The sequence below is a fragment of the Agrobacterium bohemicum genome (genome assembly GCF_001562555.1).
In the GTDB taxonomy this organism is placed as follows: Bacteria; Pseudomonadota; Alphaproteobacteria; order Rhizobiales; family Rhizobiaceae; genus Agrobacterium; species Agrobacterium bohemicum.
Genome location: NZ_KQ961024.1, coordinates 456,476 through 483,300 on the forward strand (window position 1 = coordinate 456,476; position 26,825 = coordinate 483,300).

The following is a 26,825-nucleotide window of genomic DNA, read 5'->3' on the forward strand; positions in this document are numbered from 1 at the left end:
CCAGAACCGTGTTCTGCTTTTATTCCGGTATCAACTGTCAAAGTGCCCATTCCAAGGCATTTTCTATATGAGCGCTGCGTCAGCAACCAACGATGTGGCTACGTGAAGTTGCAGACGAGGCTAGCTTCAGAAAAGCGTCGCAAATTACCATTATGTAAGAAACGGATTTGTGCGTTGCGTTGTTTAAAACAAGCAATAATACTGCCGCTAACTATAAAAGGGGCCGCAATCTCTTGATATGCGGTAGCGAAGTGTTTTACCTCGGAGAACTATATGAAGGTTTGGAAGCAGGTCGGTGTCAGTCTGGCTGTCTTGGGCGCTGGTGTCTGTCTATGGGCGTTCATGTCGCCCGATGGCAGGAGTGTGCTTGCAAAAGTCGGCCTTGCCAGTGCTGAACAACCTGCGGCTCAATCGGCCGGCGCACCTGGTGCAGGGCGCGGGCAGGGCGGTTCGCGCGGCAAAAGTGCGACGCTGGTTTCCATCGCCCCTGTCAAAACCGGAACCGTCAACGACCGGTTGAACGCCATCGGCAATGGCGAGGCCATCCAGTCCGTCGTGGTAACGCCACAAGCTTCCGGTCTGATTTCCGAAATCCTCGTCTCATCTGGGCAGAGCGTCAAAAAAGGCGATGTGCTGGCGCGGCTCGATGATGACGAGCAGATTATCGAGAGAGAAAAGGCGCAGGTGTCTTTGAGAAGCGCCGTCGAGAAGTCCACATCCTATGCGAACTTACGTTCTGTTGCGCGGCTTGATGTGCTGGATGCGCAGATTGCCGAAGAAGCTGCCAAGCTTGCGGTGAGCACCTCGGAACTCAACCTGAAGCGCCGCAACATCGTTGCCCCCATCGATGGCATTGCCGGTATCGTCGCCATCAACATCGGTGACAACGCAACGACACAAACCAGTATCGTCAGCATAGACGACCGTTCGAAAATTCTCGTCAACTTCTGGGCGCCGGAGCGTTTTACCACGGCCATCAAAGTTGGCATGCCGGTGGAAGCGACATCGATTTCTCGCCCGGGAGAAACCTTCAATGGTAAGGTTGAAGCCATCGACAATCGCGTCGATGAGGCAAGCCGCACCGTGCGGGTTCGCGCTGTCTTCGATAATGCCAGTGACGATCTGCGCGCCGGCATGTCCTTTGCCGTGACCATGGGCTTCACCGGTGAAAATTATCCCTCCGTCGATCCGCTGGCCGTGCAGTGGGATGCAGAAGGCTCTTACGTATGGCGTGTGAAGGACGACAAGTCCTACAAGGTCCGTGCTCAGGTCGTCCAGCGCAACCCCGATTCCGTACTGGTGAAGGCTGATCTGGTGCAGGATGAACCCATTGTCATCGAAGGCTTGCAGCGTGTTCGCGAGGGTGGTTCCGTTCGCACCGCAGGCCAGAAAAAAGCACCGGAGGTCGCCAGCCAATGACAGAGCAGACGCCTTCCGGTGGAAATGATTCCAAGCTGGCCTTCACGGCACTTTTTGTTCGCCGCCCGATTCTCGCCGCCGTCATCAACACGCTTCTTGTGGTTGCGGGTCTTGCGGCACTTGTTGGCGTAGACGTGCGTGAGCTGCCGGATGTTGACCGTCCGGTTATCTCGGTGCGCACGACCTATGACGGTGCATCGCCGCAGACCATCGATCAGGAGGTTACGCAGACCATTGAGGGCGCCGTTGCCCGTGTCAGTGGTGTGAAGTCGATTTCCTCGGCATCGCAATTCGGCACCAGCCGCGTGACGATGGAGTTCAACGACAATGTCGATATCGCGGTTGCTTCTAACGATGTGCGCGATGCCATCGGTCGTATTGCCAACCAGATGCCTGACGATGCCGACGAGCCGCAAATCATCAAGGCCGATTCCGATAGCCAGCCGATCATGCGGCTAGCCGTCACGTCCTCCAGCCTCAGCATGGAAGATTTGACCAAGCTGGTCGATGACGAGGTCATAGACCGTCTAGCCGCGGTGGATGGCGTCGCTGACGTGGAGCTTTATGGCGATCAGGAAAAAGTGTTCCGCATCGATCTCGATCAAGGCGCACTTGCCAGCCGTGGCTTGACGGTCACTGATGTTTCCAATGCGCTGGGCAGTGCCGCGCTTGACGTCCCGGCGGGGTCGCTGAAAAGCTCGACGCAGGACATTGTCGTGCGCGCCACGGCCAGCCTGACGAAGCCTTCTGAGTTCGAAAATCTCATCGTCAAGGATCGCGTGCGCCTTCGGGATGTCGCCAGTGTCATGCTGGGTGCGGATGATGAGACCACCTCGTTGCGCTCCAACGGTGTGCAGGGGGTAGGCCTCGGCGTCATCCGTCAGGCGCAATCCAATACGCTGAGCATATCGACCGGCGTCAAAGCCGCCGTGGCGGCGATGGCGCCCAATCTGCCCGAAAACACACGGATCGTGGTGACCAGCGATGACGCCGTGTTCATCGAGGGCGCCTTGCATGAGGTCCAGCTTGCGCTCGGCCTCTCCGCCTTGATTGTCGTGGTGGTTCTCTATCTCTTCTTCCGAGATTGGCGAGCAACGCTTATTCCGGCCATTACCATGCCGGTTGCCCTGATAGGCACAATCGTCGCTATCTATATGGTCGGCTTCTCGATCAATATTCTGACGCTGCTCGCCATCGTTCTGGCAACGGGTCTGGTGGTGGATGATGCCATCGTCGTTCTCGAGAACATCGTGCGCCGCCGTTCCGAAGGTATGGGGCCGCGCGCCGCTGCCGTTCTCGGCACGCAGGAGGTTTTCTTTGCGGTTATCGCAACGACAGCAACCCTTGCCGCTGTTTTTATTCCGCTGTCTTTCCTGCCCGGTCAGTTGGGTGGCCTGTTCCGTGAATTCGGTTTCGTTCTCGCCTTTGCGGTCGGACTTTCTTCCATCGTTGCGCTCACGCTCTGCCCCATGCTGGCGTCGCGCATGTTGAAAAACGGCGTCAAGGAGCCAACCGGGCCACTTGCGTGGTTCGGCAACGTGTTTGCATCGACCTACAAAACGACGCTCTCTGTCTGCCTCAACAACCCGTTGATCGTCGTTATCGTCGCGCTTGGTTTTGCCGGTGTGTCGTGGATTGCCTTTGGCATGGTGCAGAACGAGTTGACACCACGCGAAGATCGCTCATCGGTCATGTTGCGTGTCACGGCTCCTCAGGGTGTAAGCCTCGAATATACGCGCGATCAGTTGCAGCGAATCGAGGAGAACTTGCAGCCACTTCGCGATAGCGGAGAAATCCGAAATGTTTATTCCATCACTGGAATGAACGGTTCGTCCAATACCGGCTTCGTCGTGTTGACGCTGGCACCCTGGGCAGACCGCGAGCGCACCCAGAACCAGATTGCGCAGGACATCAATGCTGCCGCGCAGACCGTGCCCGGGCTTCGCGCTTCGGCATCACAGCCCAACAGCCTTCGTATTCGCGGTGCTGGCAACGGTCTCAGCATGGCAATGATTGGGACCAACTATTCCGCGCTGACGGAAGCCACGCAGAAGCTGCTGCTGTCGATGGAAGAGAGTGGCCTTTTCGACACGCCACGTTTCGACAATGAGCCTAACCAGGCGCAATTGTCCGTTTCCATCGACCGTGAGCGTGCGTCCGATCTCGGTATCGATATCACGGGGCTTTCGACCGCCATGCAATCGCTTCTCGAAGGCCGCTCCATCGTCGATGTCTTCGTGGACGGCGATGCGGTGCCGGTGCGGCTGTTGTCATCGACGCGCCCTATCAATGATCCGACCGATCTGGAGAACATCTTCCTGAAGGCAAAAGACGGACGGATGGTGCCGATGTCGATCATTGCGTCCCTGAAGGAAACGGCTGTTTCGCCGCAACTCAATCGTGAACAGCAATTGCCATCGGTGGGCTTTACGGCAAACCTGAGAGAAGGCGTATCGCTGGGTGAAGCGGTGGCCAGGGTGAACGAGATGGCAGGTTCCATCATGCCCGCAGGCGCACGTCTGTTGCCGCTGGGGGAAGCCGCCACGCTGCAGGAAAACTCAAGCGGCATGTTGCTGACCTTCGGCTTTGCCATTGCCATCATCTTCCTGGTTCTGGCAGCCCAGTTCGAAAGCGTGCTGAGTTCCGTCATCGTCATGTCGACGGTGCCGCTGGGCTTGGCCTGCGCGGTTATCGCGTTGCTCGTTACCGGCTCCAGCCTCAACGTCTACAGCCAGATCGGACTTGTGCTTCTGGTGGGCGTCATGGCGAAGAACGGCATTCTGATCGTCGAGTTTGCCAACCATCTGCGTGATCAGGGCGCCAGTGTCCGTGAGGCCATCGAAAAGTCATGCAGTATTCGTCTGCGGCCCGTGATGATGACCATGATTGCCACCATTCTCGGCGGTGTGCCGCTGGTGCTGGCGCAAGGAGCCGGTGCGGAAGCTCGCATCGCACTCGGCTGGGTCATCGTCGGCGGCCTGGGCTTAGCAACGCTTATCACGCTTTACATCACACCGGTGTCCTATCTGTTGATTGCGCGCTTTGCCAAGCCACAGGCGGATGCCGATATCCGTCTACACCGTGAACTGGAAACGGCCATTCGCCGTAGGGCCATCGAAGAAGACAAACAGCTGCTTGCTGCTGAATAACGTCGCAAGCCGTAGAAGGTCAAAGCTGGACAAACGGAAAGTCGTGTCACATACCAACCGGGCTTGCCTTTAAAAGGTGAGTCCGGTTTCGCATTGCAGTGGGTACGATCATGGCTTTGAAAGATGTTGTGTCTGGAACGAGAAACGAAGCGGGAATCGCTGCGGTTCTCGACATTCTGAAACAGCAACTTGGCGATAAGCTCCAGACCGGCCAGTCGTTTCGCGAGCAGCATGCCCACACCACCACCTATCTCACCACGCAGTTGCCAGACGGTGTCGTGTTTGTCGAAACGTCCGATGACGTCAAAACCGTGGTCAAGGCCTGCGCGCAGCACAAGGTCCCTGTCATCCCCTTTGGCGTCGGCTCATCGCTTGAGGGCCAGGTCAATGCCCCCAGCGGTGGTATCTCGGTTGACTTCAGCCGTATGAACCGCATCATTTCCGTCAATGCCGAAGACCTCGATGTCACCGTCGAGCCGGGTGTAACCCGCGAACAGCTCAATACCTACCTGCGCGACACCGGCCTGTTTTTCCCCATCGATCCCGGTGCAAATGCCTCGATCGGCGGCATGGCATCCACGCGCGCATCCGGCACCAATGCCGTTCGCTATGGTACGATGAAGGATAATGTGCTGGCACTGACGGTGGTGACGGCCAATGGCGAGGAAATCCGCACGGGTCGGCGCGCGCGAAAATCCTCTGCCGGCTACGACCTGACGCGACTTTACGTCGGGGCGGAAGGCACGCTGGGTGTCATCACCTCCGTTACACTGCGTTTGCAAGGTATTCCTGAAAAGATTGCAGGTGGTGTCTGCACATTCGAGACCATCAAGGAGGCCTGCGACGCCGTGATCATGACGGTGCAGATGGGCATTCCGGTTGCGCGCATAGAGCTTCTGGATGAGGTGCAGATACGTGCCTGCAATGCCTATTCCGGGCTGTCCTATGAGGAAAAGCCGACCTTGTTTCTGGAGTTTCACGGCACGGAAGAAACAACCGTGCTGCAATCCCAGCAGTTTTCCGAAATCGTCCATGAGTGTGGCGGCAGCGAATTTCGTTGGACAAGCGATGCGCAGGAGCGTGCCAAGCTGTGGAAGGCGCGGCACGATGCCTATTGGGCATCGAAAGCGCTGGCGCCGCATCTCGATGCTCTCTCCACAGACGTTTGTGTCCCGATCTCCCGCTTTGCAGAATGTGTGACGCAGACTCAGCAGGACATTATCGATAACGGCATGCTCGCGCCTATTGTCGGCCATGCAGGCGACGGGAACTTCCATGTCCTTGTCCTGTTCGATGGCAAGGATACGACAAGTGTTGCCAGCACTGAAGCGTTCGTGGCGAGACTGAATCGCCGGGCAATTGCGATGGATGGTACGTGCACCGGCGAACACGGGATAGGGCAGGGCAAAATGAGCTTTCTGGCTGAAGAGGTTGGAAACGCGCTGGATTCGATGATTGCCATCAAGCGGTCACTTGATCCGGATAACATCTTCAATCCCGGCAAGCTTTTTCGCAGCGATAATGCGTAGGAATGTGCCGTGGAACCTGAAATGACGCTTGCTCTGTCAGGGAAAAAAGATAGTTTTCATCGTCAGTTAAGGGAGACGCGAAGTCGTGCTCGGACGCATATTGGTTTTTCTGGGCGGACTTCTGGTCGTAGCGCTGTTTGCAGCGCTGCTCATACCCTATTTCATCGACTGGACGGATTTTCGGCGTAATTTCGAAGATCAGGCAAGCCGTATCATCGGCAAGAAAGTTGTCGTGCATGGTCGTGTCGAAGCGCGGCTATTACCTTTTCCATCCGTCACGCTGCATGATGTGCGCGCTGGCATGGATGCAGACGGGTCTCCGCAAATTCAGGTGGCCCGTTTCTCCATGGATGCGGAACTTGCACCATTCCTGTCTGGCGAAGCACGTATATTCGACATGCGCATCGAGGAGCCGAAGGCACGTGTTCGGCTGTTGAAGGACGGAACACTGGACTGGACGCGCGGAAGTCGCGCTGTCATCCCTGCCAAGACCGTCGTTCTGGAAAATGTCAGCATCGAAGGCGGGCAGATCGAATTTATCGATGAGCAGTCCGGCCGCAACCGCACCGTCACGGGGCTGACTGCGGATATGTCCGCAAAATCTCTCGCCGGTCCCTGGCGGGCGGATGGCCGCGCAGCGGTGGATGGTCACGCAGGATCGTTTTCGCTGTCGAGTGGGGAGCCTGACGCCGCCGTAGGACGCATGGGTCTTCGTTTGCGCATGTTGCCCGATGAGCATCCCGTCGAAATCGATCTCGACGGCGCGATTGCCGCCGTGGGCGGGCGCCCGGTCTACAGTGGCTCCTTCACCTTCAATTTCCGCGAGGACGACAAGCAGAAACAACAAAACGCGCAGCCGATGTTCTCGGCGCCGCGCACTCGCGGCAGCTTTGAACTGACCAACGGGCGCGTTCGTGTGCCAAGTTACCGCATGGAACTGGGCGGCACTGAAAATCCCTATGTCATCACGGGTGAGGCGACGCTGGACACTGGCACTGCGCCGGAGTTTCTTCTGACGGCGGACGGCCAGCAGATCGATTTCAACCGCTTTGCGCCAGCACCTGTCCAGACCGGCAAGACATCGCGGGTGCCGACCGTGCCGGTTCGCCAGCGCATCGAGGCATTTGCCAGCCTCATTGCCCGCATTCCGGTGCCGCAGGTGCCGGGCAAAGCGAGCATCCGGCTGCCGGCGCTGGTATCCGACGATACCACCATTCGCGATATCAGGCTTGATGTTCGCCCAAATGGTACGGGCTGGCAGGTGGAGAACGCGGTTGCCGTGCTGCCGGGGCGCACCCAGCTTGAGGCCAAGGGGTCTCTGACGCTCACGGGTGGTCCGGCATTCAATGGCGATCTGCTGCTTGCGTCCAACCAGCCATCTGGGCTGGCCAACTGGTTGTCGGGTACGGTTGATCCCGCGATCCGCCAACTGAACGCCGCAGGTTTTTCATCCACGGTGTCTTTGACCACGCAGGCCCAGCGTTTCGAGAATCTGGAACTTGCCATCGGGCAGGCGACCTTGCACGGGCGTCTGGCGCGCGAGTCGGTTGATAAGGGCGCAAGCATCGATATCGATCTTGCCGGTGATGAAATCGATGTGGATGCCTTGAGGGCGCTTGGCGGTCTCGTGCTGGGCGATCAGGTCGGCAGTTCGGTCATGGATCACCGCATCGCAGCAAAATTCAAGGCCGACCGTTTCAATATGGCGGGTGTTACCGCCAACCGCGTGGAAACCGAATTTACCCTGGCAGGCGGCGTTCTGTCTCTTGATAAGATGATAGCCGGTGACATTGCCGGGGCCGAAGTGCGCGCCAAAGGCCAGTTGAAAGGTTCACTCAAGGAGTTTGCAGGCAAGGGTACGTTCAACCTCCACGCAACGGACATGCAACCTGTGTTCGATTTGCTGCGCCAGAAATTGCCGTCTCATCCGGTTATCGATCGTCTTGTCCGAAGCGCGCCCTGGTATGCGAATTCCGATATCGCCGTGGATCTTTCAGTGGATAGCAATGCAGGCGGTGCCAATGCTGCTGTTTCAGGCACCATCAATGGCAGTCGCGTCTCCGCGGTCGCAAAGCTTCCCGATGTTTTGGCCGATACGGATGATAAGGCACTGACGCTGGAGGCGGTACTCAAGAACCAGTCGACGGCCATTCTCTTCGGTCAGGCCGGGCTGGACCCGTTACCGTTCGATGCTGATGGGGAAGGGCTGCTGTCGCTGAAGCTGAACGGCACGCTTGGCTCTTCGGTACAGACGGATTTTCGCTTTTCTACGGAGCGCACGCACTTTTCCACCAATGGAAGCTTCTCCCTGGCAGCAGCGAGTTTTGCCGAGGGCAATGCTGATATCGCGCTGGAAAGCGCTGATATCGAGCCCTATCTGATCATGAATGCTGTCGGTCTGCCGCAGCTGGGCGGTGGCATGTCGACCAAGGTCAATGGCAAGCTCTCCGTCGACAAGGAAAAGGCAGTCCTTTCCAACCTTTCCGGGCAGGCGGGTGGCAACGCTTTTTCCGGTAATCTCTCGGTCCTGAAAGCCGCTCCCTACAAGGTTACGGGAGACCTTACGCTCAACGCTATTGATCTTGCCTGGCTGGGCGACACGATTTACGGGCCGGTCATCGACCCGGAGACCGGCGCGCTCAGCGCAAAGCCGGTTTCACTTCCGGCATTCCCCAAGCTAGACGCATCCGTCACTGTTAAAGCAGCCAACTTCGATACGGGTTCTTTTGGCGTCGTCACGGGTTCGTCCTTCGCGTTCAATCACGCAAATGGCGTTTTGTCGCTGGATAATATTGCGGGCGACTGGATGGGTGGCAAAGTCTCGGGCCGTCTCTCCATGGCGACGGGAGAGGGTGCTGGCATTTTCCGCACCAAGCTCGCTGTTTCTGGCGCAAACCCCGAAACCGTAATGTGGAAGAGCGGTCAGGCGCCCGTTGCAGGCGGTCGGTTCGGATTGGATTTGACAGCGGAGGCAACGGGTAAAAGCGTCAGCGAGTTGTTGTCATCGGCCGGTGGTTCCGGTGAAATCCGCACCAGTGGACTGGTTTTGCGGGGCCTTAACCAGGCTGCGTTCCAACCTTGGCTACAAGCGGCCAGGGACATTCAAGGCCCGGTCGATGCCGCAAAGGTTCGCCCGCTGGTCGACGCACAGCTCTGGCAGGGCGAGGTTCCGCTGGGTGAAGTTGTAATGCCATTTACGTTGAGCGATGGAAATCTGCGCATGCAGAATGTTGCCACCAAGACATCACAAATGTCTTTCAACGGTGATGTCACTCTAGACATTGCAAATGAGACCATGACAGGCGGCCTTGATCTGCTGTTCAACCCCGGTACGGAAGAAATTGCTGGTGCCGAGCCGTCGATCCGGCTGAACTATGCCGGTCCGTTGAGACAGCCGGCACTGACGACCGATGTTTCCGACTTGACGGCCTATCTGTCCATGCGGGCTTTCGAACTTGAACGCCGCCGTGTCGAAGCCTTGCAGGCCAGCATCATGGAGAAGCAGCGTCTGCGCCGCGAAGTGGCACTCTACCGTTTCCAGGCGACGGAGCGGCAGGCGGCGGCTGAACGTGCGGTGGCCGCGGAGCAAACACGCAAGCTCGAAGAAGAGCGCCTGCGCGCAATGGCGCAGGAAAGATTGGAAGCCGAAAAGGCAAGTCAGGAACGTCTGCAGCGCCAGCAGGAAACACAGCCCAAACCCCAACCCAACCCGGTGCTAACAGTCCCGCCAACCGGCGATCTCTTCCGCTAGCCTCGTCCTGTTCACCTTGTCTAGGCCGAAGCTACGAGGCTTGCTGGAAACAATATGTCTGATGGAGGTCTTCGGTCCAAGACCATCGTTCGTCCAGAGCAATGGAAAATGCCGCTATGCTATGACTGGCTCTTTAGCCAGTTCAGCACATAGACACGAAGCGATGAAGAGAGATTGCTGCCTTCGGGGCGCTTGTCATCGATTTCTGCGAGCAGTGCCGCGAAACTGATTTTTCGTTTTTCGGCTATGATGCGTAGTTCGTCCCAAAAGGCGTCTTCCAGTGAGATGCTGGTGCGGTGGCCGTGGAGGGTGGTGGAGTGTTTGCGGATCAAATCTGTGGCTTTCCAAACTGATTCAATGTGCTGCCAGTTTGATTCAGGGTTCGTGCCTAAGCTTATGATTTTGAATCTGCTTCACGCTGCTAGCGTCTGATAACGCCTTTCCTGTCGGGTAGGTTCCGCCATTCAGAAGTCTCCCGGTAGAGGCGAGGCGGGAGTTTCCCGCCCCACTTTACGTCATGGAAGGGATACTATTCGAGCGGTACCGCGACGAAGCGCAGGTTGCCCTGAGCGTCTGCCACCATCATATGCGCATTTTTTCGACCGGCTGATTTCAGACCGTTCACGCGCACCAGCACATCGCCGGGAACTTCCATGAAATCCTGCCCGACTTCGACAATAACGTCGCCTGCCTTGACGCCCTTCTGTTCGGCAGCGGAACCGGGATCGACACTTGCCACGAAGACGCCTTCCACGCTTTCCGCAATGCCTTTTTCGGTCTTCAGCTCAGCGGTCAGGGCAACGAGGTTCATGCCCAGCACTGTCTGCGGGGCTTCACGCTCTTCGGTCGGCTGCTGCTGCTCCGGCTGATCCTTGCCGTTTTCGTTCGGTTCGGCCATCTCGCCATCACCATCTTCCGGCATAGTGTTTTCGCTGCCCGCACCGGGCTGTTGCTCTTCCGCGCTATCCTGCAATTGACCGAGCTTGACCTTGACGGTCTGCTCCTTGCCATCGCGAAGGACCACGACATCGACGTCCTTGCCAACCGGGCTTTCGGCAACAACGCGTGGTAGATCTCGCATCTCTTGAATGGCTTTGCCATCGAAAGTCAGCACCACATCGCCTGGCTGGATCGGGCCATTCTCGACCGGCCCGCCCTTCACGACGCCTGATATCAACGCGCCGCGTGCGGCATCCATGCCCAGACTTGCGGCAATGTCATCGGTGACGGGTTGAACGCGAACACCGAGCCATCCGCGACGTGTTTCACCGAACTCGATGAGTTGCTGGACGATGTTCTGCGCAAGCTCTGTCGGCACGGAAAAGCCGATGCCGATCGAGCCGCCGCTTGGCGAGATGATGGCGGTATTGATGCCGATAACCTCGCCCTTCATGTTGAACAGCGGGCCGCCGGAGTTGCCCTTGTTGATGGCCGCATCCGTCTGGATGAAGTTATCATAAGGACCTGCGTTGATGTTGCGGCCACGCGCCGAAACGACGCCGACGCTGAGGGAACCGCCGAGACCAAAGGGGTTGCCGACGGCCATAACCCAGTCACCGATGCGCATGGCACGGGAATCGCCAAATTTAACGGCTTTCAACGGCGCTTTTGGCTCTACCTTCAAAACCGAAAGGTCGGTTTTCGTATCGGTACCGACGAGCTTGGCTTTCAGCTTGTTGCCGTTGGGGAAAATGACCTCGATATCGTCAGCGCCCTCGATGACGTGGTTGTTTGTTACAACGTAGCCAGCGGGATCGATGACGAAGCCGGAACCAAGCGAACTGACCTTGCCACCACTATCTGGCTTCTGATTGTCGAAATAATCCTTGAAGAATTCCTGAAATGGAGAGCCTTCTGGAATTCTCGGCGGTGTAGGGCCTTTGCCTTCCGCCTTGACGCTTTGCGACGTCGAGATATTCACGACCGCATCCAGAAGCGGGGCGGCGAGATCGGCAACCGATGCAGGCCCGTTGCTTTGTGCTCTTGCGCTGACCGGAACAGCGAGCCCGCCTGCGATGATCGCAAGTCCCGCCACGGCGGCGATGCTGCTGCGGAGAGGCGAAAGAGTGGTGACGGGCATACGGCGTCCTCGTATCTTGCAAACTTGGTCTCAAGTTTAATAGCCAAGCATAAGGCGGAATGATGAAGCGTAGAAATACCTTTTCGTGATTGAGACACGAATCCCTTTGCTCATCCACGACTAAAGCGCAGCGAATCTTCACAAAGTGCTTACTGCTTCAATCGACGATGAAAAGTCTGGCACCAGTGGTGGTCGAGGAGCGGTGCGGCTCGGCGTTGTCAGCCACTTGATAGCTCATACCAGCCTTGAGCAGAAAGTTGCGGCCATCCTCCAGCTCGGTGTTCAGCTCACCATCCAGACACAACAGAATATGGCCCTTGGTGCACCAGTGATCTGCGAGATAGCCGGGCGTATATTCCACCATGCGAACGCGGATATTGCCGAAATGGCGCGTGCGCCAAGTGGCGCTGCCGGTTTCACCCGCATGCTGCGTGGGCTCAACTTTCGACCAGTCTGTGGTACCGAAAGGTATCTCGCTGATATTCAACACGATCTCCGTCATTCGAAAAGTCGATTTCATATGCGGCGCTATCGCTGCGATTTTCCAGCGTAAAATAGCAAAAGGGCCGATGTTTCCACCGGCCCTTTTTTCATGATGTTACCGACATCAGTTCGCCGGTGCAGCGGGAGCTGCTGGCGGTGCTGGCCGAGGAGATGCGCCGTTGATGTCGTTGAAATAACGGAAGAACGGCGAGTCAGGAGACAGAACCAGCGTTGTGCCGGTGCCTGTCAGAGCGCTGGCATAGGCTGCCATCGAGCGGTAGAACTCGAAGAAGCTTGGATCGCGCTGGAAGGCTTCACCGAAGATACGGTTACGTTCCGCATCACCTTCACCTCGAAGAACTTCGGACTGACGGTTTGCGTCAGACTCAAGCTCGACAACCTGACGGTCGGCGATGGCACGACGACGCTGCGCTTCTTCGTTACCACGCGCGCGGATCAGTTCCGCCTCGGCCAGTCGCTCAGAGCGCATGCGCTTGAAGGTATCAAGCGAAACGTCCTGGCTTAGGTCGGTACGGCGAATACGTACGTCCACGATGCTCAGACCCAGCGATTCGGCATCCGGACGCAGGTCGTCACGCACTTCCTGCATCATGGATGCACGGGCGTCCGACAAAGCGGATTCAAAGCCACGCAGACCATAGACACGACGAAGCGAGGAGTTGAAGCGTGTACGCAAGCGATCCTCAGCCACGTCCTGATCACCACCCGCAGCCGCAAGGAAGCGGCGTGCATCGGTTATACGGTAGACGAGAAAGGCGTCGACTTCGTAGAACTTGCCACCAGATACCTGCGCTCTAATATTTTCGTAATCGAGGCGCCGTGCGCGATTTTCAACATACTGAACACGATCAAACTGCATGAACGGGAGCGGCATCTTGAAGTAAACGCCAGGCTCGCTTTTGACGTCGTGGATCTGGTTGAACCGAAGCACCACGGCCTGCTGGCGCGGCGTGACGATATACATAGAGCTGTAGAGGAAGAACAGAACGACAGCGAAACCGGCAAGAAGGGCCATAAGACGATTGCTCATATCAATTGCCCCCCCGTGGTGCCGCATTCGGATTGTTGCGCATGATCTCGTTGAGAGGCAGATACGGCATTACGCCCTGCTTTTCATCGATAATGACCTTGTTGGAACCTTTCAGGACCTGCTCCATCGTTTCGATAAACATACGTTGACGGGTCACTTCCGGAGCGCTGCTGTACTGGTCGTAGATGGAGATGAAGCGCTGTGCTTCACCGCTTGCCTCGTTGACGACACGGCTCTTGTAACCATTCGCTTCTTCAACGATCTGCGCCGCCTGACCACGTGCTGCACCAAGCTTCTGGTTGGCATACTGGTTGGCTTCGGAGACGAAGCGATCTTCGTCCTGTTCCGCGCGCTGAACTTCGTCAAACGCATCGGCCACTTCGCGCGGCGGGGCAGCATCTTCGATGGAGACGGCATTGACGGCAACGCCCGCACCATATCCGTCCATTGTGCTCTGGATGATCGTCTGCACTTCCGTCGCGATTTGCTGGCGATTGTCGCGGAAAATGTCCTGTGCGGGACGACGTCCGACGATCTCGCGCATCGCGCTTTCAGATACCTGCTGCAAGGTTTCCACTGGAGCTTCGATGTTGAACAGGAAGGATTTCGGATCAGTGACCGTGTAAAGAACGGAGAACTGAACGTTTACGATGTTCTGGTCACCCGTCAGCATAACGCCCGTCGCGGCAGAACTTGTGGTGCTGGCGTTAGACCGCACGCCGATGTTCAACTGCTGCTGTCTGATCTTGACGATTTCAACGGATTCGACCGGCCACAGCATGACATGCAAGCCTTCGGTCGCAACCGCATCCTTTGGCTTCCCAAAGCGGGTTTCCACGCCGAGTTCGTCCGGACGAACGGTATAAACGGACTGAATGCCGACAAAGGCAAGAACGATGAGAACGAGGATGGCAACGACGCCGCCGTTCATACCGCCGGGAATCAGGTTCTTGAACCGGTCCTGACTGCGACGGATAATTTCTTCCAGATCGGGCGGGCCACCATTGCCGCCGCCTCCACCGCCACCGCGTGGACGGTTCGGTCCCTGGCCCCAAGGTCCACCTTGGTTATTTCCCCCACCGCCGCCGTTGTTGCCGCCGCCGCCCCAAGGGCCACCGCCGCCACCGCCGCCACCATTCTGATTGCTCCAGGGCATCCATACCTCTTATGCTAAAACTTTCCCGCTTCCTCACAGACAGGCATTTGCATGTCTGGCGAGAATATAGGTCAGTTATAAGTAGGAGAGCTGTCTGTTTCAACGCAGAGGCGGTAACTTAATACCCAATTACGGTAAATAGTTCACTGAACCGCGTGATACCTGCGGTAGGTCGTAAATCTCACAGGATAATTGTCTTTTTCCCCTGCTGGCGCGGGTATTTCCTCAATTTTCTCAAACTGCGCAGGATCGATGGCTGGGAAGAAAGTATCGCCTTCCAGCGAAACCTCGACATGGGTGACGGAAAGTTGATCGGCAAAGGGCATGGCCTGACGGTAAATCTCGCCGCCACCTGCCACGAAAACCTCATCGACGCCAAGTGCTTGCGCCTTTTCCTTGGCAAGTGAAAGTGCATCTTCCAGAGATGAAACGACATCGACACCCTGCGGGCGGTAATCAGGATTGCGGCTGATGATGATGTGGGGGCGACCGGGCAGGGGGCGTTCGCCGACCGAGAGAAACGTCTTGCGGCCCATGATCATCGGCTTGCCCATGGTCAGCGCCTTGAAGCGCTTGAGGTCCGTCGACAGTTTCCACGGCATGTCGAGATCGCGACCGATGACGCCATTTTCAGACACGGCGGCGATGAGTGTGATGCGCGGCTGTGTCATACGGCAATCGGTGCCTTGATGGAGGCGTCCGCCTCGTAATTTTCCAGCGTAAAGTCTTCGAATTTAAAGTCGAAAATACTGGTGACATCAGGGTTGATGCGCATCGTCGGCAGCGCTTTCGGTGTGCGCTTCATTTGCAGTTCGGCCTGCTCGAAATGGTTCGAATAGATATGGGCGTCACCTAGTGTATGCACAAAGTCGCCGGGCTTGAGGCCGGTGACCTGAGCGACCATCAGTGTCAGCAGCGCGTAGGATGCGATGTTGAATGGGACGCCAAGGAATATATCGGCCGATCGCTGGTACAGCTGGCAGGACAGCTTTCCATCCGCGACGTAAAACTGGAACAGGCAGTGACAGGGCGGTAGCGCCATGTCGTCCACCAGCGCCGGGTTCCAGGCCGACACGATGTGGCGGCGGGAATTTGGGTTGGTTTTCAGCCCCTCGATCAGAAGCGCAATCTGGTCGATGTGGGTGCCGTCGGGTGCTGGCCACGAGCGCCATTGCGAACCATAGACCGGGCCAAGATTACCATCTTCATCCGCCCACTCATCCCAGATGGAAACACCATTTTCCTTGAGGTATGCGATGTTCGTCTCGCCCTTCAGGAACCACAGAAGTTCATGAATGATGGAGCGCAGGTGCAGCTTCTTGGTGGTGAGAACCGGAAATCCTTCCGACAGGTCGAAACGCATCTGGTAACCGAAAACGGAGCGTGTACCCGTGCCGGTACGGTCGCCACGGTTGGTTCCCGTTTGCATCACATGCGCAAGAAGGTCGAGATATTGCTTCATATCAGTCCGCCGCCGATTCCATTGAGGCCTGTATTATAGACTTTTGCGGCGACGGAACCAGTCATCGATGATCCGACTCACAGGAAATCAGAGCGTTTCGAGCTTATCGAGGTGTTTGGCCACGAGATAATAGAAGGTCACGCGTGATTTCGTGCGATCCGCTTTCATGGCGGTCACGGTTTCTTCAACGGCCTTGTCGGCATCGGGACCGGTGACGCCAAGCTTCTTGCCAATCCAGTTCGTCTTTACCCGTTCAAGCTCTTCCGGGTCGGAGGAAGACACGAGCGACGAATCACGATTGCGCAGGGCGATGCCCAGATGCTTGACGATTTTGTTCACGACTGCTTCATCGGCATCGGCATCGTATATCTTCACGTCTGCGAGATAGTCCGTCATGTCTTTTCCTCCGCGTTATACGGCCCCTGCTTAAGGTGCCGCTTGATAAGCAGAATGGGACAACTCCGTTTCCTCGTCAAGAATTGCGCACAACCTTTCATGGAATTGTCACGCAGCCCCTTTTCTCTGGCGGATTAAACGCCTATATGACCCTTGCCGGATGCAAATCCGGATATGGCGATAAACGGTCGATGGAATAAGCCTATTGGACCCGGGGGCGGTACCCGGCGCCTCCACCAAAAACCGGCGGACCTTTGAAAAGGCCGGCTTTTGATGGGGGCGAAATAGGATCGACAAGGGTGTAAAGATCGAACTTTTGCTCGGCATGATACCGCCGTTATCGGGTCACAAGTGTAGTTGCAAATGACAACAACGCTAAGGAATACGCTCTCGCTGCCTAATGGCGGTGTGGGAATTCCGACTTAAGCCCTTACGGTTAGCCCCGTAAGGCGGGGTTCGGAGGTACCTGGCAACAGAAACCTCCACCTTCTCCATTTCGCCTGAATTGGCTATAAGATGAAATGACTCGCGGCGAACGGGGCTTTTCCGTTGCTGCGATGTAAGACATTGCGTATAATAAGTTAAAAGACGTATGCATAAGGAAAGACAGGACCGTATGGGGCAGGATCATATCCGTTACGACATTCTCGCACAGGATGCCCTTCGCGGCGTTATTCGCAAGGTATTGAGCGAAGTCGCGGCCACCGCACGGCTGCCCGGCGACCACCACTTCTTCATCACATTTCTGACCGGCGCGCCGGGTGTTCGCATCTCGCAGCACCTGAAGTCAAAGTATGCCGAACAGATGACCATCGTTATCCAGCACCAGTTCTGGGATATGAAGGTCACGGAAACGCAATTCGAAATCGGTCTGTCATTCTCTGATACGCCTGAAAAGCTGGTCGTTCCATTCAACGCTATCAGAGGTTTCTACGATCCTTCTGTGAATTTCGAACTTGAGTTCGATGTTCCCCTTGCGGAAGAAGAAGAGGTCGTGGAAGCGGAAATCACTGCTTATCCCGTTCCAACAGAAAACAAGACTGCTTCCACGGAAGACAAGCCTGACGAAGAGAAAAAGGCCGGTTCTGTCGTCTCTCTGGACGCTTTCCGCAAAAACAAGTGATTGCCTGACGCAACGGTGCAGACAGGAGATGGTCGTGACGGGCGATGTCGTAAATCTGCGCCAGTTTCGCAAGCAGAAGGCGCGTACCGAAAAGGATAAGCAGGCGGAGCAGAACCGCCTGACTTTCGGCCGGACCAAAGCCGAGAAAAACCTCACCTCCGCATTGAACGAGAAAGCCAGCCGCGAGCTGGACCAAGGAAAGCTGGATAAGGGTGAGGGTGACGCTTAGTGAGCGCCGTCGGCTGGCATCTTCGCTATGCTTGTCCAGACTCATCCAAAACTCGATATCATCCTCGGGCACGACCCGAGAATGCATCCACCCCGAAAAAACAGAAATTTGCAGATACTCGGCGCAGGCCCGCGCATGACGTAGGCAGGGTCAAACGCGTTTCAGAGAACTCGCCGACATCCTAATTCCAGTTGAGCGCAGCTTGCTGTGCGCCTCTGCCGCGCGCGCGCGTTGCACCTATTCGCGATTATTTTCCGTTCTTCGCAAAATACGAAAATATTATTCCGCTCTTCCCGAAACTGAGCAATCTATTTTCTATATAAAAATAATAGACAATATAGGCTTCTCCATATTCGCAGCGACGTTCAGCGTGAACGGCTCGCAGTTATCAGACTGAAAAGTGTTTTACTTTCAGTATCTTGGTCATTGATGGGGAAGAGATATGGCACGTAAGATAAAGCTTGGCGCATTTCTACCGGGCGGTGGGCAGCACGTTGCAGCATGGCGGCATCCGGACCAGCCTACCGATGGCGCTCTGAGCCTCGAGTTTCACAAGCAGCTTGCATTGACGGCTGAACGTGGCCTTTTCGACGCCTATTTTCTCGCAGACAATCTTGCCATTGGTTTCGGCGGCGCTAGAGAAGGGGGTAATGCTCGTGTGGCCGGATTCGAGCCGACGACGTTGTTTTCAGCGCTGGCACCCTTCACCAAAAATCTGGGTTTCATCGCCACGTCGTCCACGACATATGAAGAGCCTTATACAACCGCCCGCAAGTTCGCATCTCTAGACCTGATTTCCGGCGGGCGGGCTGGCTGGAATGTCGTGACCACCACGGGTGATCCGACGGCGCAAAATTTCAATCGCCAGACCCAGCTTCCGCATGCCGAACGTTATCGTCGTGCGGCGGAGCATGTGGATGTGGTCAAGGCGCTCTGGGACAGTTTTGAAGACGATGCGTTTACGCGCGATGTCGACAGCGGCAAATTCTACGATCCTTCGAAGCTCCACGAGGCGAATTATCGTGGTGAGCATTTCCAGGTTCGCGGGCCGCTCAATGTGTCCCGTTCACCGCAGGGGCACCCGGTCATCGTGCAGGCCGGTCAGTCCGATGACGGGCGAGGGCTCGCCGCGCAGACTGCAGAGGTCATCTTCACCGCGCATCAGCATATTGAGACCGCGCAGGAGTTTTACCGCGATATCAAGGCACGAGCGCGCGGGTTCGGTCGTGATCCCAACCACGTTCTCGTCATGCCTGGTGTCTCGCCTTTCGTTGGCCGCACGCTTGAGGAAGCGCAGGAAAAATATGAGCGCCTCACCTCGCTTATTCTGGAGGAAGACGGCGTTGGCCTGCTGAATGGGTTGACCGGTGGCACGCTTGATCTGAGAGGTTATGATCTTGATGGCCCGTTGCCGGAGGCACCTCCGACCGAGGGTATGAAGAGCCGCCAGGCTCTCATCCGTCAGATCGCCGACGAAAATAATTTCACCATCCGCCAGCTTTACCAATGGGTTGCTTCCGCACGTGGTCACTTCACCATCGTCGGCACGCCTGAGACCATCGTGGATACGTTGCAGGAATGGTTCGAGAACGAGGCCGCCGATGGTTTCAACATTCTGCCGCCATGGCTACCGACAGCGCTCGATGATTTCGTTGATCTCGTCATCCCTGAACTGCAGCGCCGTGGCCTGTTCAGGACCGAATATGAAGGCACGACGCTGCGCGAAAATCTGGGCCTGCCATTTCCGATCAACCGCTGGACTGCCGCACGCTCGGTCGTTCAGGCAGCCGAGTGAGGTGACGGAATGTCATTTGAAGACGCAAAAGTCCTTCTCCCGCGATCGCTTCACTACCGGCAGACGGAAAGTCGCGCACCGGCGATTGGCCAGATCATACGCGGTTTGATCGGACCGTTTCTCTCCCGCTACGGCCTCGTTTTGAGCTTTCTGGCCGCATGGCAGATATCCAGTGTGTTCGGCTGGATCAACCCGGCCGTCTTCCCTCCGCTCGACGCTATCGTCGGCGCACTGTGGAAAGGCATTTCCAGCGGTGCGTTGATCGATGACATCGGCATCAGTCTGCAACGTGCGGGCATTGCCTTCGCCTCTGCGGTCATCATCGGTATTCCACTCGGCCTGTTCATGGGGCAGGTGGCCGCTGTGGAGCGTGCGCTTGATCCATTGTTGCAGTTCTTTCGCCAGACATCGGCGCTTGCTCTTTATCCGGTTTTCATTCTGCTGCTTGGCCTCGGTGAAGCATCGAAAGTCTTCGTGATTTTCTGGGCGACCCTGTTTCCCATCCTTCTGTCCACCATCGGTGGCGTCAAGGAGGTGGATGGCAAGTTGATCGAAATGGCCAGAACCTATGGGGCCGGTCCGCTCACCATTTTCCACCGCGTTGTTCTGCCTGCTTCCGTACCAGCCATTTTTGTCGGCTTACGACTGTCTGCCACCACAGCACTTCTGCTTCTGATCGCTGCCGAAATGATTGGTGCCAACAAGGGTATCGGCTTTCAGGTGATGAACGCCCAGTACAATTTCCAGATCCCGCTAATGTTTGCCGCCATTCTTCTTCTGGCACTTCTGGGGCTGGCGGCTAACGCCGTGCTTGTTGTTCTGCAACGCAAGCTTTGTCGCTGGTCGCAGCCCTCGCGTTGATCTCATCTTTTAAAACTTATACTCTTTTCCAAGGAAACATCATGTCCTTCCATTCCCGCAAGCTTCTGCTCTCGGCAGCACTTATGTTTGGCCTCACGACGGCGGCGTCTGCTGCCGAAGAGGTAAAGTTCCGGTATCTTGCAAGCCAGGGTGGACTTTCTGCCCATGAACTTGCCCAAGAGCTTGGTTATTTCAAAGGCACCGGCGTCAGCGTGGAAAATGTCGGGTACGCCACTGGCGGTCCAGCTTCCCTGTTCGCGCTGGCATCTGGCGACGTCGAGATTGGTAGTGCGGCGACCGCTGCGGTGCTGAACTCGATCATTGGCGGCAATGATTTTGTCGCGGCCTATCCGTCAAACGGTATCAACGACCAGGTTCAATCGGTCTTCTATGTTCTGGACGACAGTCCTATCAGGGATATCAAGGACATCGCCGGCAAATCGATTGCGGTCAATACGCTCGGCGCACATCTGGATTATACCATTCGCGAGGCGTTGCACTCCGTCAACCTGCCGACGGATTCGGCAAAACCGGTTGTCGTGCCTGGCCCGCAGCTGGAGCAGGTCCTGCGTTCCAAGCAGGTTGATATCGCCGCCTTCGGCTACTGGCAGACGACATTCGAGGGAAAGGCCAAGGCTGCTGGTGGCATTCGTCCGATTTTCGATGATACGGATGTGCTGGGTGATATAGCAGGCGGTTTCATCGTGCTGCGCCGCGATTTCATCAAGGCTCATCCAGATGCGGCAAAAACCTTCGTAGAGCAGTCGCAGCGCGCTCTCGACTATGCGCGCGAGCACCCGGAGGAAACGAAGAAGATTTTCGCCAAGGCGCTCGAAGAGCGTGGTGAAAATCCTGATATCGCGCAGTATTTCCTGGGTTACGGCGTTCGTCCCGGCGGCAAGGCCGTTGACCGCGATCTCCAGTTCTGGATCGACATCCTAACGCGTGAGGGCAAGGTCAAGGAAGGGCAGATTACCGCCAAGAGCATTCTTTATGCGCCTGAAACAGCCAGCAACTGAGGGCGCGAGATGAACACCGCACAAGCCGTTCGCGGAGAGGTGGCGATACGCCATCTCTCCAAGTCCTACCACCTGAACGGCAAGCCGCTTCAGGTTCTGAAAGACATCAATCTCAAGATCGTGCCCGGCGAAAGCCTTGCGATTGTCGGTGCCAGCGGATCCGGCAAGACGACGCTTCTGCGTGTTCTCGCCGGGTTGGAGCAGGCAGATAGCGGTGATGTGCTGATCGACGGACATGCCGTCCATGGCGTCGGATCGGAGCGTGCGGTCATCTTTCAGGAGCCTCGGCTGTTACCATGGCTGACGGTTCTTGAAAACGTGGCCTTCGGTTTGGAAACTCAGGGTATTGCGAAGAGCGAGGCAAGAGCCAGAGCGCAACGTTATATCAATCTCGTCGGCCTCCAGCAGTTTGAAACGGCCTATCCGCGACAGCTTTCCGGCGGCATGGCGCAACGGGTCGGAATTGCTCGCGCTCTTGCCGTCCAGCCGGAAATACTGCTTCTGGACGAGCCGCTGGGCGCGCTCGACGCCATGACGAAGATCAGCATGCAGCAGGAACTGGCGCGCATCTGGCGCGAGGAAGACGTAACCACCGTTCTCGTGACCCATGATCTGGAAGAGGCAATCTATCTCGCCGATCGTATTCTTATTCTGCCGCGTGAAAAGGGCGCACAGCCGCGAATCATCGATATCGATCTGCCCCGCCCGCGTGACCGCAGTTCTCCCGCCTTCGTGCGCCAGCGCGAGGCGTTGTTGCAGGTGTTTGGTCTGCATTGAGCGATCACTTTCCCAGCCATCTCTCCAGCGTCAGAGCGTATGTCACATGTGACTTGAGGTGCGGCTGGGTTTCCGGCACACGCGGATGGTCGAAATCGCGGGATGGATCGCGGATGAGGCCGATCCGTTTCATGACTGCGACTGACCGCAGGTTGTCACGGACCGCGAAGGAGACAATTTCCGGGGTTTTCTTCTCATCGAATGCCATTGATAACATCGATTTTGCAGCTTCCGTCACGTAGCCATGGCCCCAGAAACGCGTGGCCAACCGCCAGCCGATTTCCATCGTTCCAGGCGGGAATATGCCTTCCATAGTGACCGGTGCAACACCGCAGAAACCTATAGGTTCAGAGGCTTCACGCAGTTCCAGAGCATAGAAGCCGAAGCCGGTGATGCGGATCATGTCGTTGATATGCTCCAGTGCAGCATCGGATTCGGCATGGCTGCGTATCGTGGGAAAAAACTCCATCACTTTCGGATCGGCGTTGATTTCCCGGAAAAGATCTCGGTCTGTTTTTCGCCACTCCCGCAGGATCAGCCTTGGTGTTCCGCGTAATATCATGGGGTAACGAAATCGGCCTTGCGATAACCCTGAAGATAAAGAAGCGCCGTCAAGTCACCGTGTTCAATGCGGATTTTTGCTTCTGCTGCGACGGCAGGCTTGGCGTGGATTGCAACGCCTGACCCAGCCAGGTGCAGCATGCCAAGGTCGTTGGCGCCATCACCCACGGCTATGGCGTCGTCAGGTGATATGCCCAGCTTAGCGGCAATGTCGTTGAGGGCATCGACTTTTGCCTGCTTGCCGAGAATAGGTTCGGCCACGGTTCCGTCCAGAAGCCCGTCTTTTTCACCTAATATATTTGCGCGGTTTTCATCAAAGCCGAGGGTTGCCGCGATGCGGCTGGTAAAGACTGTGAACCCACCTGATACCAGCGCCGTGTAGTGGCCCTTTGCCTTCATCGTGGCAATCAGTTCCATGCCACCAGGGGTGAGCGTGATGCGCTTTTCAATGACGTCGTCCACGACCGAAATCGGCAGGCCTTTCAGCAGCGCGACGCGCTCCCGCAGTGCTGGTTCGAAAGCGATCTCGCCGTTCATGGCGCGGGCGGTGATGGTGGAAACCTGATCTTTCAGCCCCACTTCGGCGGCCAGTTCATCGATGCATTCCTGGCCGATCATGGTCGAATCCATGTCGGCGATCAGGATTTTCTTGCGGCGCTTGTCCTGATCCTGAATGGCGATGTCGATGGGTCTGTCAACGATTGCCATCCGCAGCACGCGTTCTGCAGCCGCCAGATCAGTGCCATCGCGCAGCACCAGATCACAGGCAACTCCATCCGCCAGCCAGTAGAGGCCGGAAGCGTCCAGCGCCTTTGCGGCACTTTCGGCAATTGTGGAATTCAGAACAGGATTTGACGGATTGGCGATAAGCGTGGCAACCAGAGCCATGATGAAAAACCTTGCTGACGAATTTGATGCGTTCCTGATAACCGGCCCGACGGCAAGCGGCAAGTCTGCGCTTGCGCTTGGCCTGGCGCAGGAGAAAAATGGTGTCGTCATCAACGCCGATAGCATGCAGGTGTATGACACTTTGCAGGTGCTGACGGCGCGACCCTCCGCAGACGAAATGGGTGACGTGCCTCACCATCTTTATGGACATGTCGCGGCAGCAAGGCCCTACTCTACGGGGGAGTGGCTCCGCGAGATAACGGCGCTTCTCCAAAAACTGCGTGGCGAGGGTCGTTTCCCGATCATCGTTGGCGGCACAGGTCTGTATTTCAAGGCGCTGACCGGCGGCCTTTCGGATATTCCGACGATCCCACCCGCAATCCGCGAGAGCTACCGAACACGGTTACTCGAAGAGGGGCCGACAGGGCTTTACGATGAACTGTCGACACGTGATGCGCAGACGGCTTCCAGCTTGAAACCCAGCGATGGCCAGAGAATCGTACGCGCTCTGGAAGTGTTGGAATCCACCGGAAAATCCATTCGCATGTTTCAAAGTGCAAGCGGGCCGGTCATCATCGATCCAGCGCGGGCACGGAAAATGGTGGTGCTGCCAGATAGGACCATCTTGCATGGCCGCATCAACAGGCGTTTTGCCGGGATGATGCAAAGCGGTGCTGTGGAAGAGGTACGCGCGCTTTTATCCCAAGGCCTTTCCCATGATGCCACTGTCATGAAAGCCATCGGTGTTTCGCAGATTGCCGAGATGTTGGCGGGGCGCATGAGCGAGGCCGAGGTCATAGAAAAGGCCGCGGCGGCAACGCGCCAATATGCCAAGCGGCAGATGACATGGTTTCGCAACCAGATGGGGGCGGATTGGGAGAGAGTGGCGCCGTAAGAACACAGAGATACAGGGGCGGCGGCTGCCTCAATCCTTCCGGTACAAACTCCCCAGTGGCTTTTTCAGTAAACTCTCTTTGAGCGAAGACCTCGGCTCCTCGCCAGTCGTTGACCGCGCGGGGACACCCTGAACAGCCTCTCGTACTGGTGCAGTGCCAACTGCCAGACTTGGCATCTGCGCCTTTGCGGAAAATACGGAGCTTCGAGGCAGCATTTCCGGGCGGTAGGGTTCGCTGCCGTTGCTGCTGCTAAACTCCTGCTTCCAACTGGCGAACTCTTCCTCATCGGCGTCCTGGGCGATTTTTGCCTCGTAGCTCTGGCGGAAGCCCGAGATATCGGGGCCAGTGACAGCGCGCATGCGCTTGACGATGGAGCGAAGATCCACGGTGTCTGGTGTGTCTTCCACCACAGACGGAGCGATGCCGTTTGCCTTGGGAAGAATATGCGACGGCACCCGGTTGAAGCGGATACGCATGGGAACGCTGATCGCTTCACCGAAGGCAATAGCCTCACCATTGCCAATGGACGAGAGAAAGCTGGTGGTGGAGACGGACGAGTTCGGTATGGCCGACCGGATGATTTCCTGATCGTTTTCGTTGGATAGCCGCATGGCGAACACGGTGGAACATTGCGACAGGATGGTCTGGTCCAGTTCTCCCGGACGCTGGGTGATGATGCCGAGCGATACGCCGTATTTTCGGCCTTCCTTGGCGATGCGGGCGATGGCTTGGCGCGTGGGGAAAAAGCCGAGTTCGGGATCAGCGGGGACGTAACGGTGCGCTTCTTCGCAGACAACCAGCGTATGGATTGCACCTTGGCTCCACAGCGCCAGCTCGAATGCCATGCGGCAGAGAACGGAGGCCACCGAATTCACCACTTCCGACGGAATTCCTGCAAGCTGGAAGACGGAAATCGGTTTGCCATCACCGGGAACGCGGAAGATATGCGCCACCGTTTCCATGATCGTATCGCTGATCGTGCTGTTGGAGAACATGAAGTGATAGCGCGGATCATTGATGGCGGCCATGATGCGTATCTTCAGGTTGCGCAACGCTGGCTTTTCATCACGTCCCTCGAGACGACCGATGCGGTCATCGATCAAGGCCAGAAGGTCAGCAATACGATACGGGATGGGCGTATCCGATGTCAGCGAGGATTTTTCCGATGCTCTGCGCATCACGGAATTGTCCGCTCCGCGAAAAGCGCGTTTTGCTTCCGGTATCAGGTCGCGCAGTACATCAAGTTCTTCGACTACCGCTTTGCGACCGCGATAAAGCACTTCGGTGAATTCTTCGAGCTTCATCAGCCAGAAGGGCAGGTCCAGCGTTTCGGTGTCGATGACAACCGATGTCATCGGAAATGCGGCTGCATACTCATTGTGTGGGTCCAGAATCAGCACCCGCAGCTTGGGGTCTTTTTCAATAGCTTTGTTCAACAGCAGTGCAACGGCTGTGGACTTGCCGACGCCCGTGGAGCCCAGCACGGCGAAATGTTTGGATAGCATTTGCGGAATGCTGATCGTCGCGTCGATACTGTCATCCTGCGTCAGGTGGCCGACGACGGAGGTGCCTTCGCCTGCATTATCGTAAATGCGCATCAGGTCTGCCGAGCGAATACGGTGAGCGACTGCGCCGAGATAGGGGTAGCGGGAAATGCCGGTCGAAAAACGCTCGCCACCGTCAGGTGTGCGGTATATCTCGCCCAGCAGTTCGACATCGATCAATAGCGTGTTGCTGCGCGTGTCAGACCACTCGATCTGGCCGGTTTTCATGGCGTAGCTCAAGGCTGCGACACGGGTTTCGCCAAGGTCGATGGAGATCAGGCGACCAACCGACCACAGTTCCGCAAGGTCTGTCTTCCCGGGCTCGGTCGTGGCGGAAATCGTGGCGCGGGAACCGGTGCAGGAAATGACGTGGCCAAGCAGGCGGTTTGCTGCCGTCAACTCGTCACGGCGTTCTTGTTCGCCTGCTTTTGCAGATCTGCGAAGGTCGTCGTTGAACACGTCTCGCCCCTGTCATAGGTCATGCCGGCTTTTTCCCGGTTATTTCCGAGAAATCCTAGACGATTGCGTTTAACAACTGGTGTCATTGGAGCGTATTTTAATTTCGTCCAAAGCGCTCGATAAGCAATAAATGGAATGAATGCGGATTTTTTTGCGTAGAATGCGTTGACGGATATCGGTTTTGTGTCTAACACTCC

At 56.7% G+C, this 26,825-nt stretch carries 22 protein-coding genes and 1 other RNA gene; 12 read left to right on the plus strand and 11 right to left on the minus strand.

Features of this window, described 5'->3' with window-relative positions:
* Window positions 1–273: 273 nt before the first annotated feature.
* The 4 genes from ATO67_RS05315 to ATO67_RS05330 all read left to right on the plus strand — a co-directional run bounded on the left by ATO67_RS05315 (window position 274) and on the right by ATO67_RS05330 (window position 9,848).
* On the plus strand, window positions 274–1,419 hold the full coding sequence (locus ATO67_RS05315; RefSeq protein WP_067645346.1) for an efflux RND transporter periplasmic adaptor subunit: 1,146 nt from the start codon (window positions 274–276) through the stop codon (window positions 1,417–1,419).
* Window positions 1,416–4,568 (plus strand): efflux RND transporter permease subunit, encoded by a 3,153-nt coding sequence (locus tag ATO67_RS05320; RefSeq protein ID WP_067645348.1) that lies wholly within the window; start codon window positions 1,416–1,418, stop codon window positions 4,566–4,568. The genes ATO67_RS05315 and ATO67_RS05320 overlap by 4 nt, the downstream gene beginning before the upstream one ends.
* A 110-nt stretch (window positions 4,569–4,678) precedes the next feature.
* Window positions 4,679–6,097 (plus strand): FAD-binding oxidoreductase, encoded by a 1,419-nt coding sequence (locus ATO67_RS05325; RefSeq protein WP_067645350.1) that lies wholly within the window; start codon window positions 4,679–4,681, stop codon window positions 6,095–6,097.
* Window positions 6,098–6,182: 85 nt separating this feature from the next.
* A complete protein-coding gene (locus tag ATO67_RS05330) occupies window positions 6,183–9,848 on the plus strand; it encodes an AsmA family protein (protein WP_067645352.1) in 3,666 nt (1,221 codons plus the stop codon).
* 119 nt (window positions 9,849–9,967) lie between these two features.
* Here ATO67_RS05330 and ATO67_RS05335 read toward each other — a convergent pair whose 3' ends face one another.
* From ATO67_RS05335 to ATO67_RS05370, 8 genes are all read right to left on the minus strand, one after another.
* Window positions 9,968–10,180 carry a ribbon-helix-helix domain-containing protein gene (locus tag ATO67_RS05335; protein ID WP_067645354.1) on the minus strand — a complete coding sequence of 71 codons (213 nt, stop codon included), beginning with the start codon at window positions 10,178–10,180 and terminating at the stop codon, window positions 9,968–9,970.
* A 197-nt stretch (window positions 10,181–10,377) separates the two neighbouring features.
* Window positions 10,378–11,928 (minus strand): Do family serine endopeptidase, encoded by a 1,551-nt coding sequence (locus ATO67_RS05340; RefSeq protein WP_067645356.1) that lies wholly within the window; start codon window positions 11,926–11,928, stop codon window positions 10,378–10,380.
* Between the two features lie 157 nt (window positions 11,929–12,085).
* Window positions 12,086–12,415 carry a DHCW motif cupin fold protein gene (locus ATO67_RS05345; protein WP_067645639.1) on the minus strand — a complete coding sequence of 110 codons (330 nt, stop codon included), beginning with the start codon at window positions 12,413–12,415 and terminating at the stop codon, window positions 12,086–12,088.
* Window positions 12,416–12,535: 120 nt separating this feature from the next.
* Window positions 12,536–13,462, minus strand: a complete 927-nt coding sequence (hflC, locus tag ATO67_RS05350) for a protease modulator HflC (RefSeq protein WP_067645358.1) — start codon at window positions 13,460–13,462, stop codon at window positions 12,536–12,538.
* 1 nt (window position 13,463) lies between these two features.
* Entirely contained in the window at window positions 13,464–14,618 is a 1,155-nt protein-coding gene (hflK, locus tag ATO67_RS05355; RefSeq protein ID WP_067645360.1) for an FtsH protease activity modulator HflK, read from the minus strand.
* Window positions 14,619–14,761: 143 nt separating this feature from the next.
* Complete coding sequence (locus ATO67_RS05360) at window positions 14,762–15,289, minus strand: dihydrofolate reductase (RefSeq protein ID WP_067645362.1); 528 nt, start codon at window positions 15,287–15,289, stop codon at window positions 14,762–14,764.
* Complete coding sequence (locus tag ATO67_RS05365; protein WP_067645364.1) at window positions 15,286–16,080, minus strand: thymidylate synthase; 795 nt, start codon at window positions 16,078–16,080, stop codon at window positions 15,286–15,288. Before ATO67_RS05365 ends, ATO67_RS05360 begins: the two co-directional genes overlap by 4 nt.
* A gap of 87 nt (window positions 16,081–16,167) precedes the next feature.
* Entirely contained in the window at window positions 16,168–16,476 is a 309-nt protein-coding gene (locus ATO67_RS05370) for a DUF2853 family protein (protein ID WP_067645366.1), read from the minus strand.
* A gap of 116 nt (window positions 16,477–16,592) precedes the next feature.
* Between ATO67_RS05370 and ssrA the strand changes: the two genes are divergently transcribed.
* From ssrA to ATO67_RS05405, 7 genes are all read left to right on the plus strand, one after another.
* Window positions 16,593–16,963, plus strand: a transfer-messenger RNA (tmRNA) gene (ssrA, locus tag ATO67_RS05375).
* A gap of 129 nt (window positions 16,964–17,092) precedes the next feature.
* Entirely contained in the window at window positions 17,093–17,599 is a 507-nt protein-coding gene (locus ATO67_RS05380; RefSeq protein ID WP_067645368.1) for an SspB family protein, read from the plus strand.
* A gap of 34 nt (window positions 17,600–17,633) precedes the next feature.
* Complete coding sequence (locus tag ATO67_RS05385; protein WP_106404908.1) at window positions 17,634–17,828, plus strand: DUF4169 family protein; 195 nt, start codon at window positions 17,634–17,636, stop codon at window positions 17,826–17,828.
* Between the two features lie 442 nt (window positions 17,829–18,270).
* Complete coding sequence (locus ATO67_RS05390) at window positions 18,271–19,623, plus strand: LLM class flavin-dependent oxidoreductase (protein WP_067645371.1); 1,353 nt, start codon at window positions 18,271–18,273, stop codon at window positions 19,621–19,623.
* Between the two features lie 9 nt (window positions 19,624–19,632).
* The gene (locus ATO67_RS05395) at window positions 19,633–20,484 is read left to right on the plus strand and encodes an ABC transporter permease (RefSeq protein ID WP_067645373.1); all 852 of its coding nucleotides are present in this window, start codon (window positions 19,633–19,635) and stop codon (window positions 20,482–20,484) included.
* Window positions 20,485–20,525: 41 nt separating this feature from the next.
* On the plus strand, window positions 20,526–21,503 hold the full coding sequence (locus ATO67_RS05400; protein ID WP_067645375.1) for an ABC transporter substrate-binding protein: 978 nt from the start codon (window positions 20,526–20,528) through the stop codon (window positions 21,501–21,503).
* Window positions 21,504–21,512: 9 nt separating this feature from the next.
* A complete protein-coding gene (locus ATO67_RS05405; RefSeq protein ID WP_067645376.1) occupies window positions 21,513–22,280 on the plus strand; it encodes an ABC transporter ATP-binding protein in 768 nt (255 codons plus the stop codon).
* Between the two features lie 4 nt (window positions 22,281–22,284).
* Here ATO67_RS05405 and ATO67_RS05410 read toward each other — a convergent pair whose 3' ends face one another.
* Window positions 22,285–22,842, minus strand: coding sequence for a GNAT family N-acetyltransferase (locus ATO67_RS05410; protein WP_067645378.1), 558 nt, complete (start codon window positions 22,840–22,842; stop codon window positions 22,285–22,287).
* Window positions 22,839–23,729 (minus strand): phosphoserine phosphatase SerB, encoded by an 891-nt coding sequence (serB, locus tag ATO67_RS05415; protein ID WP_067645380.1) that lies wholly within the window; start codon window positions 23,727–23,729, stop codon window positions 22,839–22,841. Before serB ends, ATO67_RS05410 begins: the two co-directional genes overlap by 4 nt.
* Between serB and miaA the strand changes: the two genes are divergently transcribed.
* Window positions 23,728–24,624, plus strand: coding sequence for a tRNA (adenosine(37)-N6)-dimethylallyltransferase MiaA (gene miaA / locus ATO67_RS05420; RefSeq protein WP_067645382.1), 897 nt, complete (start codon window positions 23,728–23,730; stop codon window positions 24,622–24,624). The two genes, serB and miaA, sit on opposite strands and share 2 nt — an antisense overlap.
* A 30-nt stretch (window positions 24,625–24,654) precedes the next feature.
* On the opposite strand, the gene ATO67_RS05425 is transcribed toward miaA, so the two are convergent.
* The gene (locus tag ATO67_RS05425) at window positions 24,655–26,628 is read right to left on the minus strand and encodes a helicase HerA domain-containing protein (RefSeq protein ID WP_067645384.1); all 1,974 of its coding nucleotides are present in this window, start codon (window positions 26,626–26,628) and stop codon (window positions 24,655–24,657) included.
* Window positions 26,629–26,825: the final 197 nt, after the last annotated feature.

What these genes read in the sequence shown, in the direction of transcription:
- ATO67_RS05315 (WP_067645346.1), top strand. Translation starts at nt 274, where the DNA reads ATGAAGGTTTGGAAGCAGGTCGGTGTCAGTCTGGCTGTCTTGGGCGCT.
- ATO67_RS05320 (WP_067645348.1), top strand. Translation starts at nt 1,416, where the DNA reads ATGACAGAGCAGACGCCTTCCGGTGGAAATGATTCCAAGCTGGCCTTC.
- ATO67_RS05325 (WP_067645350.1), top strand. Translation starts at nt 4,679, where the DNA reads ATGGCTTTGAAAGATGTTGTGTCTGGAACGAGAAACGAAGCGGGAATC.
- ATO67_RS05340 (WP_067645356.1), bottom strand. Translation starts at nt 11,928, where the DNA reads ATGCCCGTCACCACTCTTTCGCCTCTCCGCAGCAGCATCGCCGCCGTG.
- hflC (WP_067645358.1), bottom strand. Translation starts at nt 13,462, where the DNA reads ATGAGCAATCGTCTTATGGCCCTTCTTGCCGGTTTCGCTGTCGTTCTG.
- hflK (WP_067645360.1), bottom strand. Translation starts at nt 14,618, where the DNA reads ATGCCCTGGAGCAATCAGAATGGTGGCGGCGGTGGCGGCGGTGGCCCT.
- ATO67_RS05360 (WP_067645362.1), bottom strand. Translation starts at nt 15,289, where the DNA reads ATGACACAGCCGCGCATCACACTCATCGCCGCCGTGTCTGAAAATGGC.
- ATO67_RS05365 (WP_067645364.1), bottom strand. Translation starts at nt 16,080, where the DNA reads ATGAAGCAATATCTCGACCTTCTTGCGCATGTGATGCAAACGGGAACC.
- ATO67_RS05370 (WP_067645366.1), bottom strand. Translation starts at nt 16,476, where the DNA reads ATGACGGACTATCTCGCAGACGTGAAGATATACGATGCCGATGCCGAT.
- ATO67_RS05380 (WP_067645368.1), top strand. Translation starts at nt 17,093, where the DNA reads ATGGGGCAGGATCATATCCGTTACGACATTCTCGCACAGGATGCCCTT.
- ATO67_RS05390 (WP_067645371.1), top strand. Translation starts at nt 18,271, where the DNA reads ATGGCACGTAAGATAAAGCTTGGCGCATTTCTACCGGGCGGTGGGCAG.
- ATO67_RS05395 (WP_067645373.1), top strand. Translation starts at nt 19,633, where the DNA reads ATGTCATTTGAAGACGCAAAAGTCCTTCTCCCGCGATCGCTTCACTAC.
- ATO67_RS05400 (WP_067645375.1), top strand. Translation starts at nt 20,526, where the DNA reads ATGTCCTTCCATTCCCGCAAGCTTCTGCTCTCGGCAGCACTTATGTTT.
- ATO67_RS05405 (WP_067645376.1), top strand. Translation starts at nt 21,513, where the DNA reads ATGAACACCGCACAAGCCGTTCGCGGAGAGGTGGCGATACGCCATCTC.
- ATO67_RS05410 (WP_067645378.1), bottom strand. Translation starts at nt 22,842, where the DNA reads ATGATATTACGCGGAACACCAAGGCTGATCCTGCGGGAGTGGCGAAAA.
- miaA (WP_067645382.1), top strand. Translation starts at nt 23,728, where the DNA reads ATGATGAAAAACCTTGCTGACGAATTTGATGCGTTCCTGATAACCGGC.
- serB (WP_067645380.1), bottom strand. Translation starts at nt 23,729, where the DNA reads ATGGCTCTGGTTGCCACGCTTATCGCCAATCCGTCAAATCCTGTTCTG.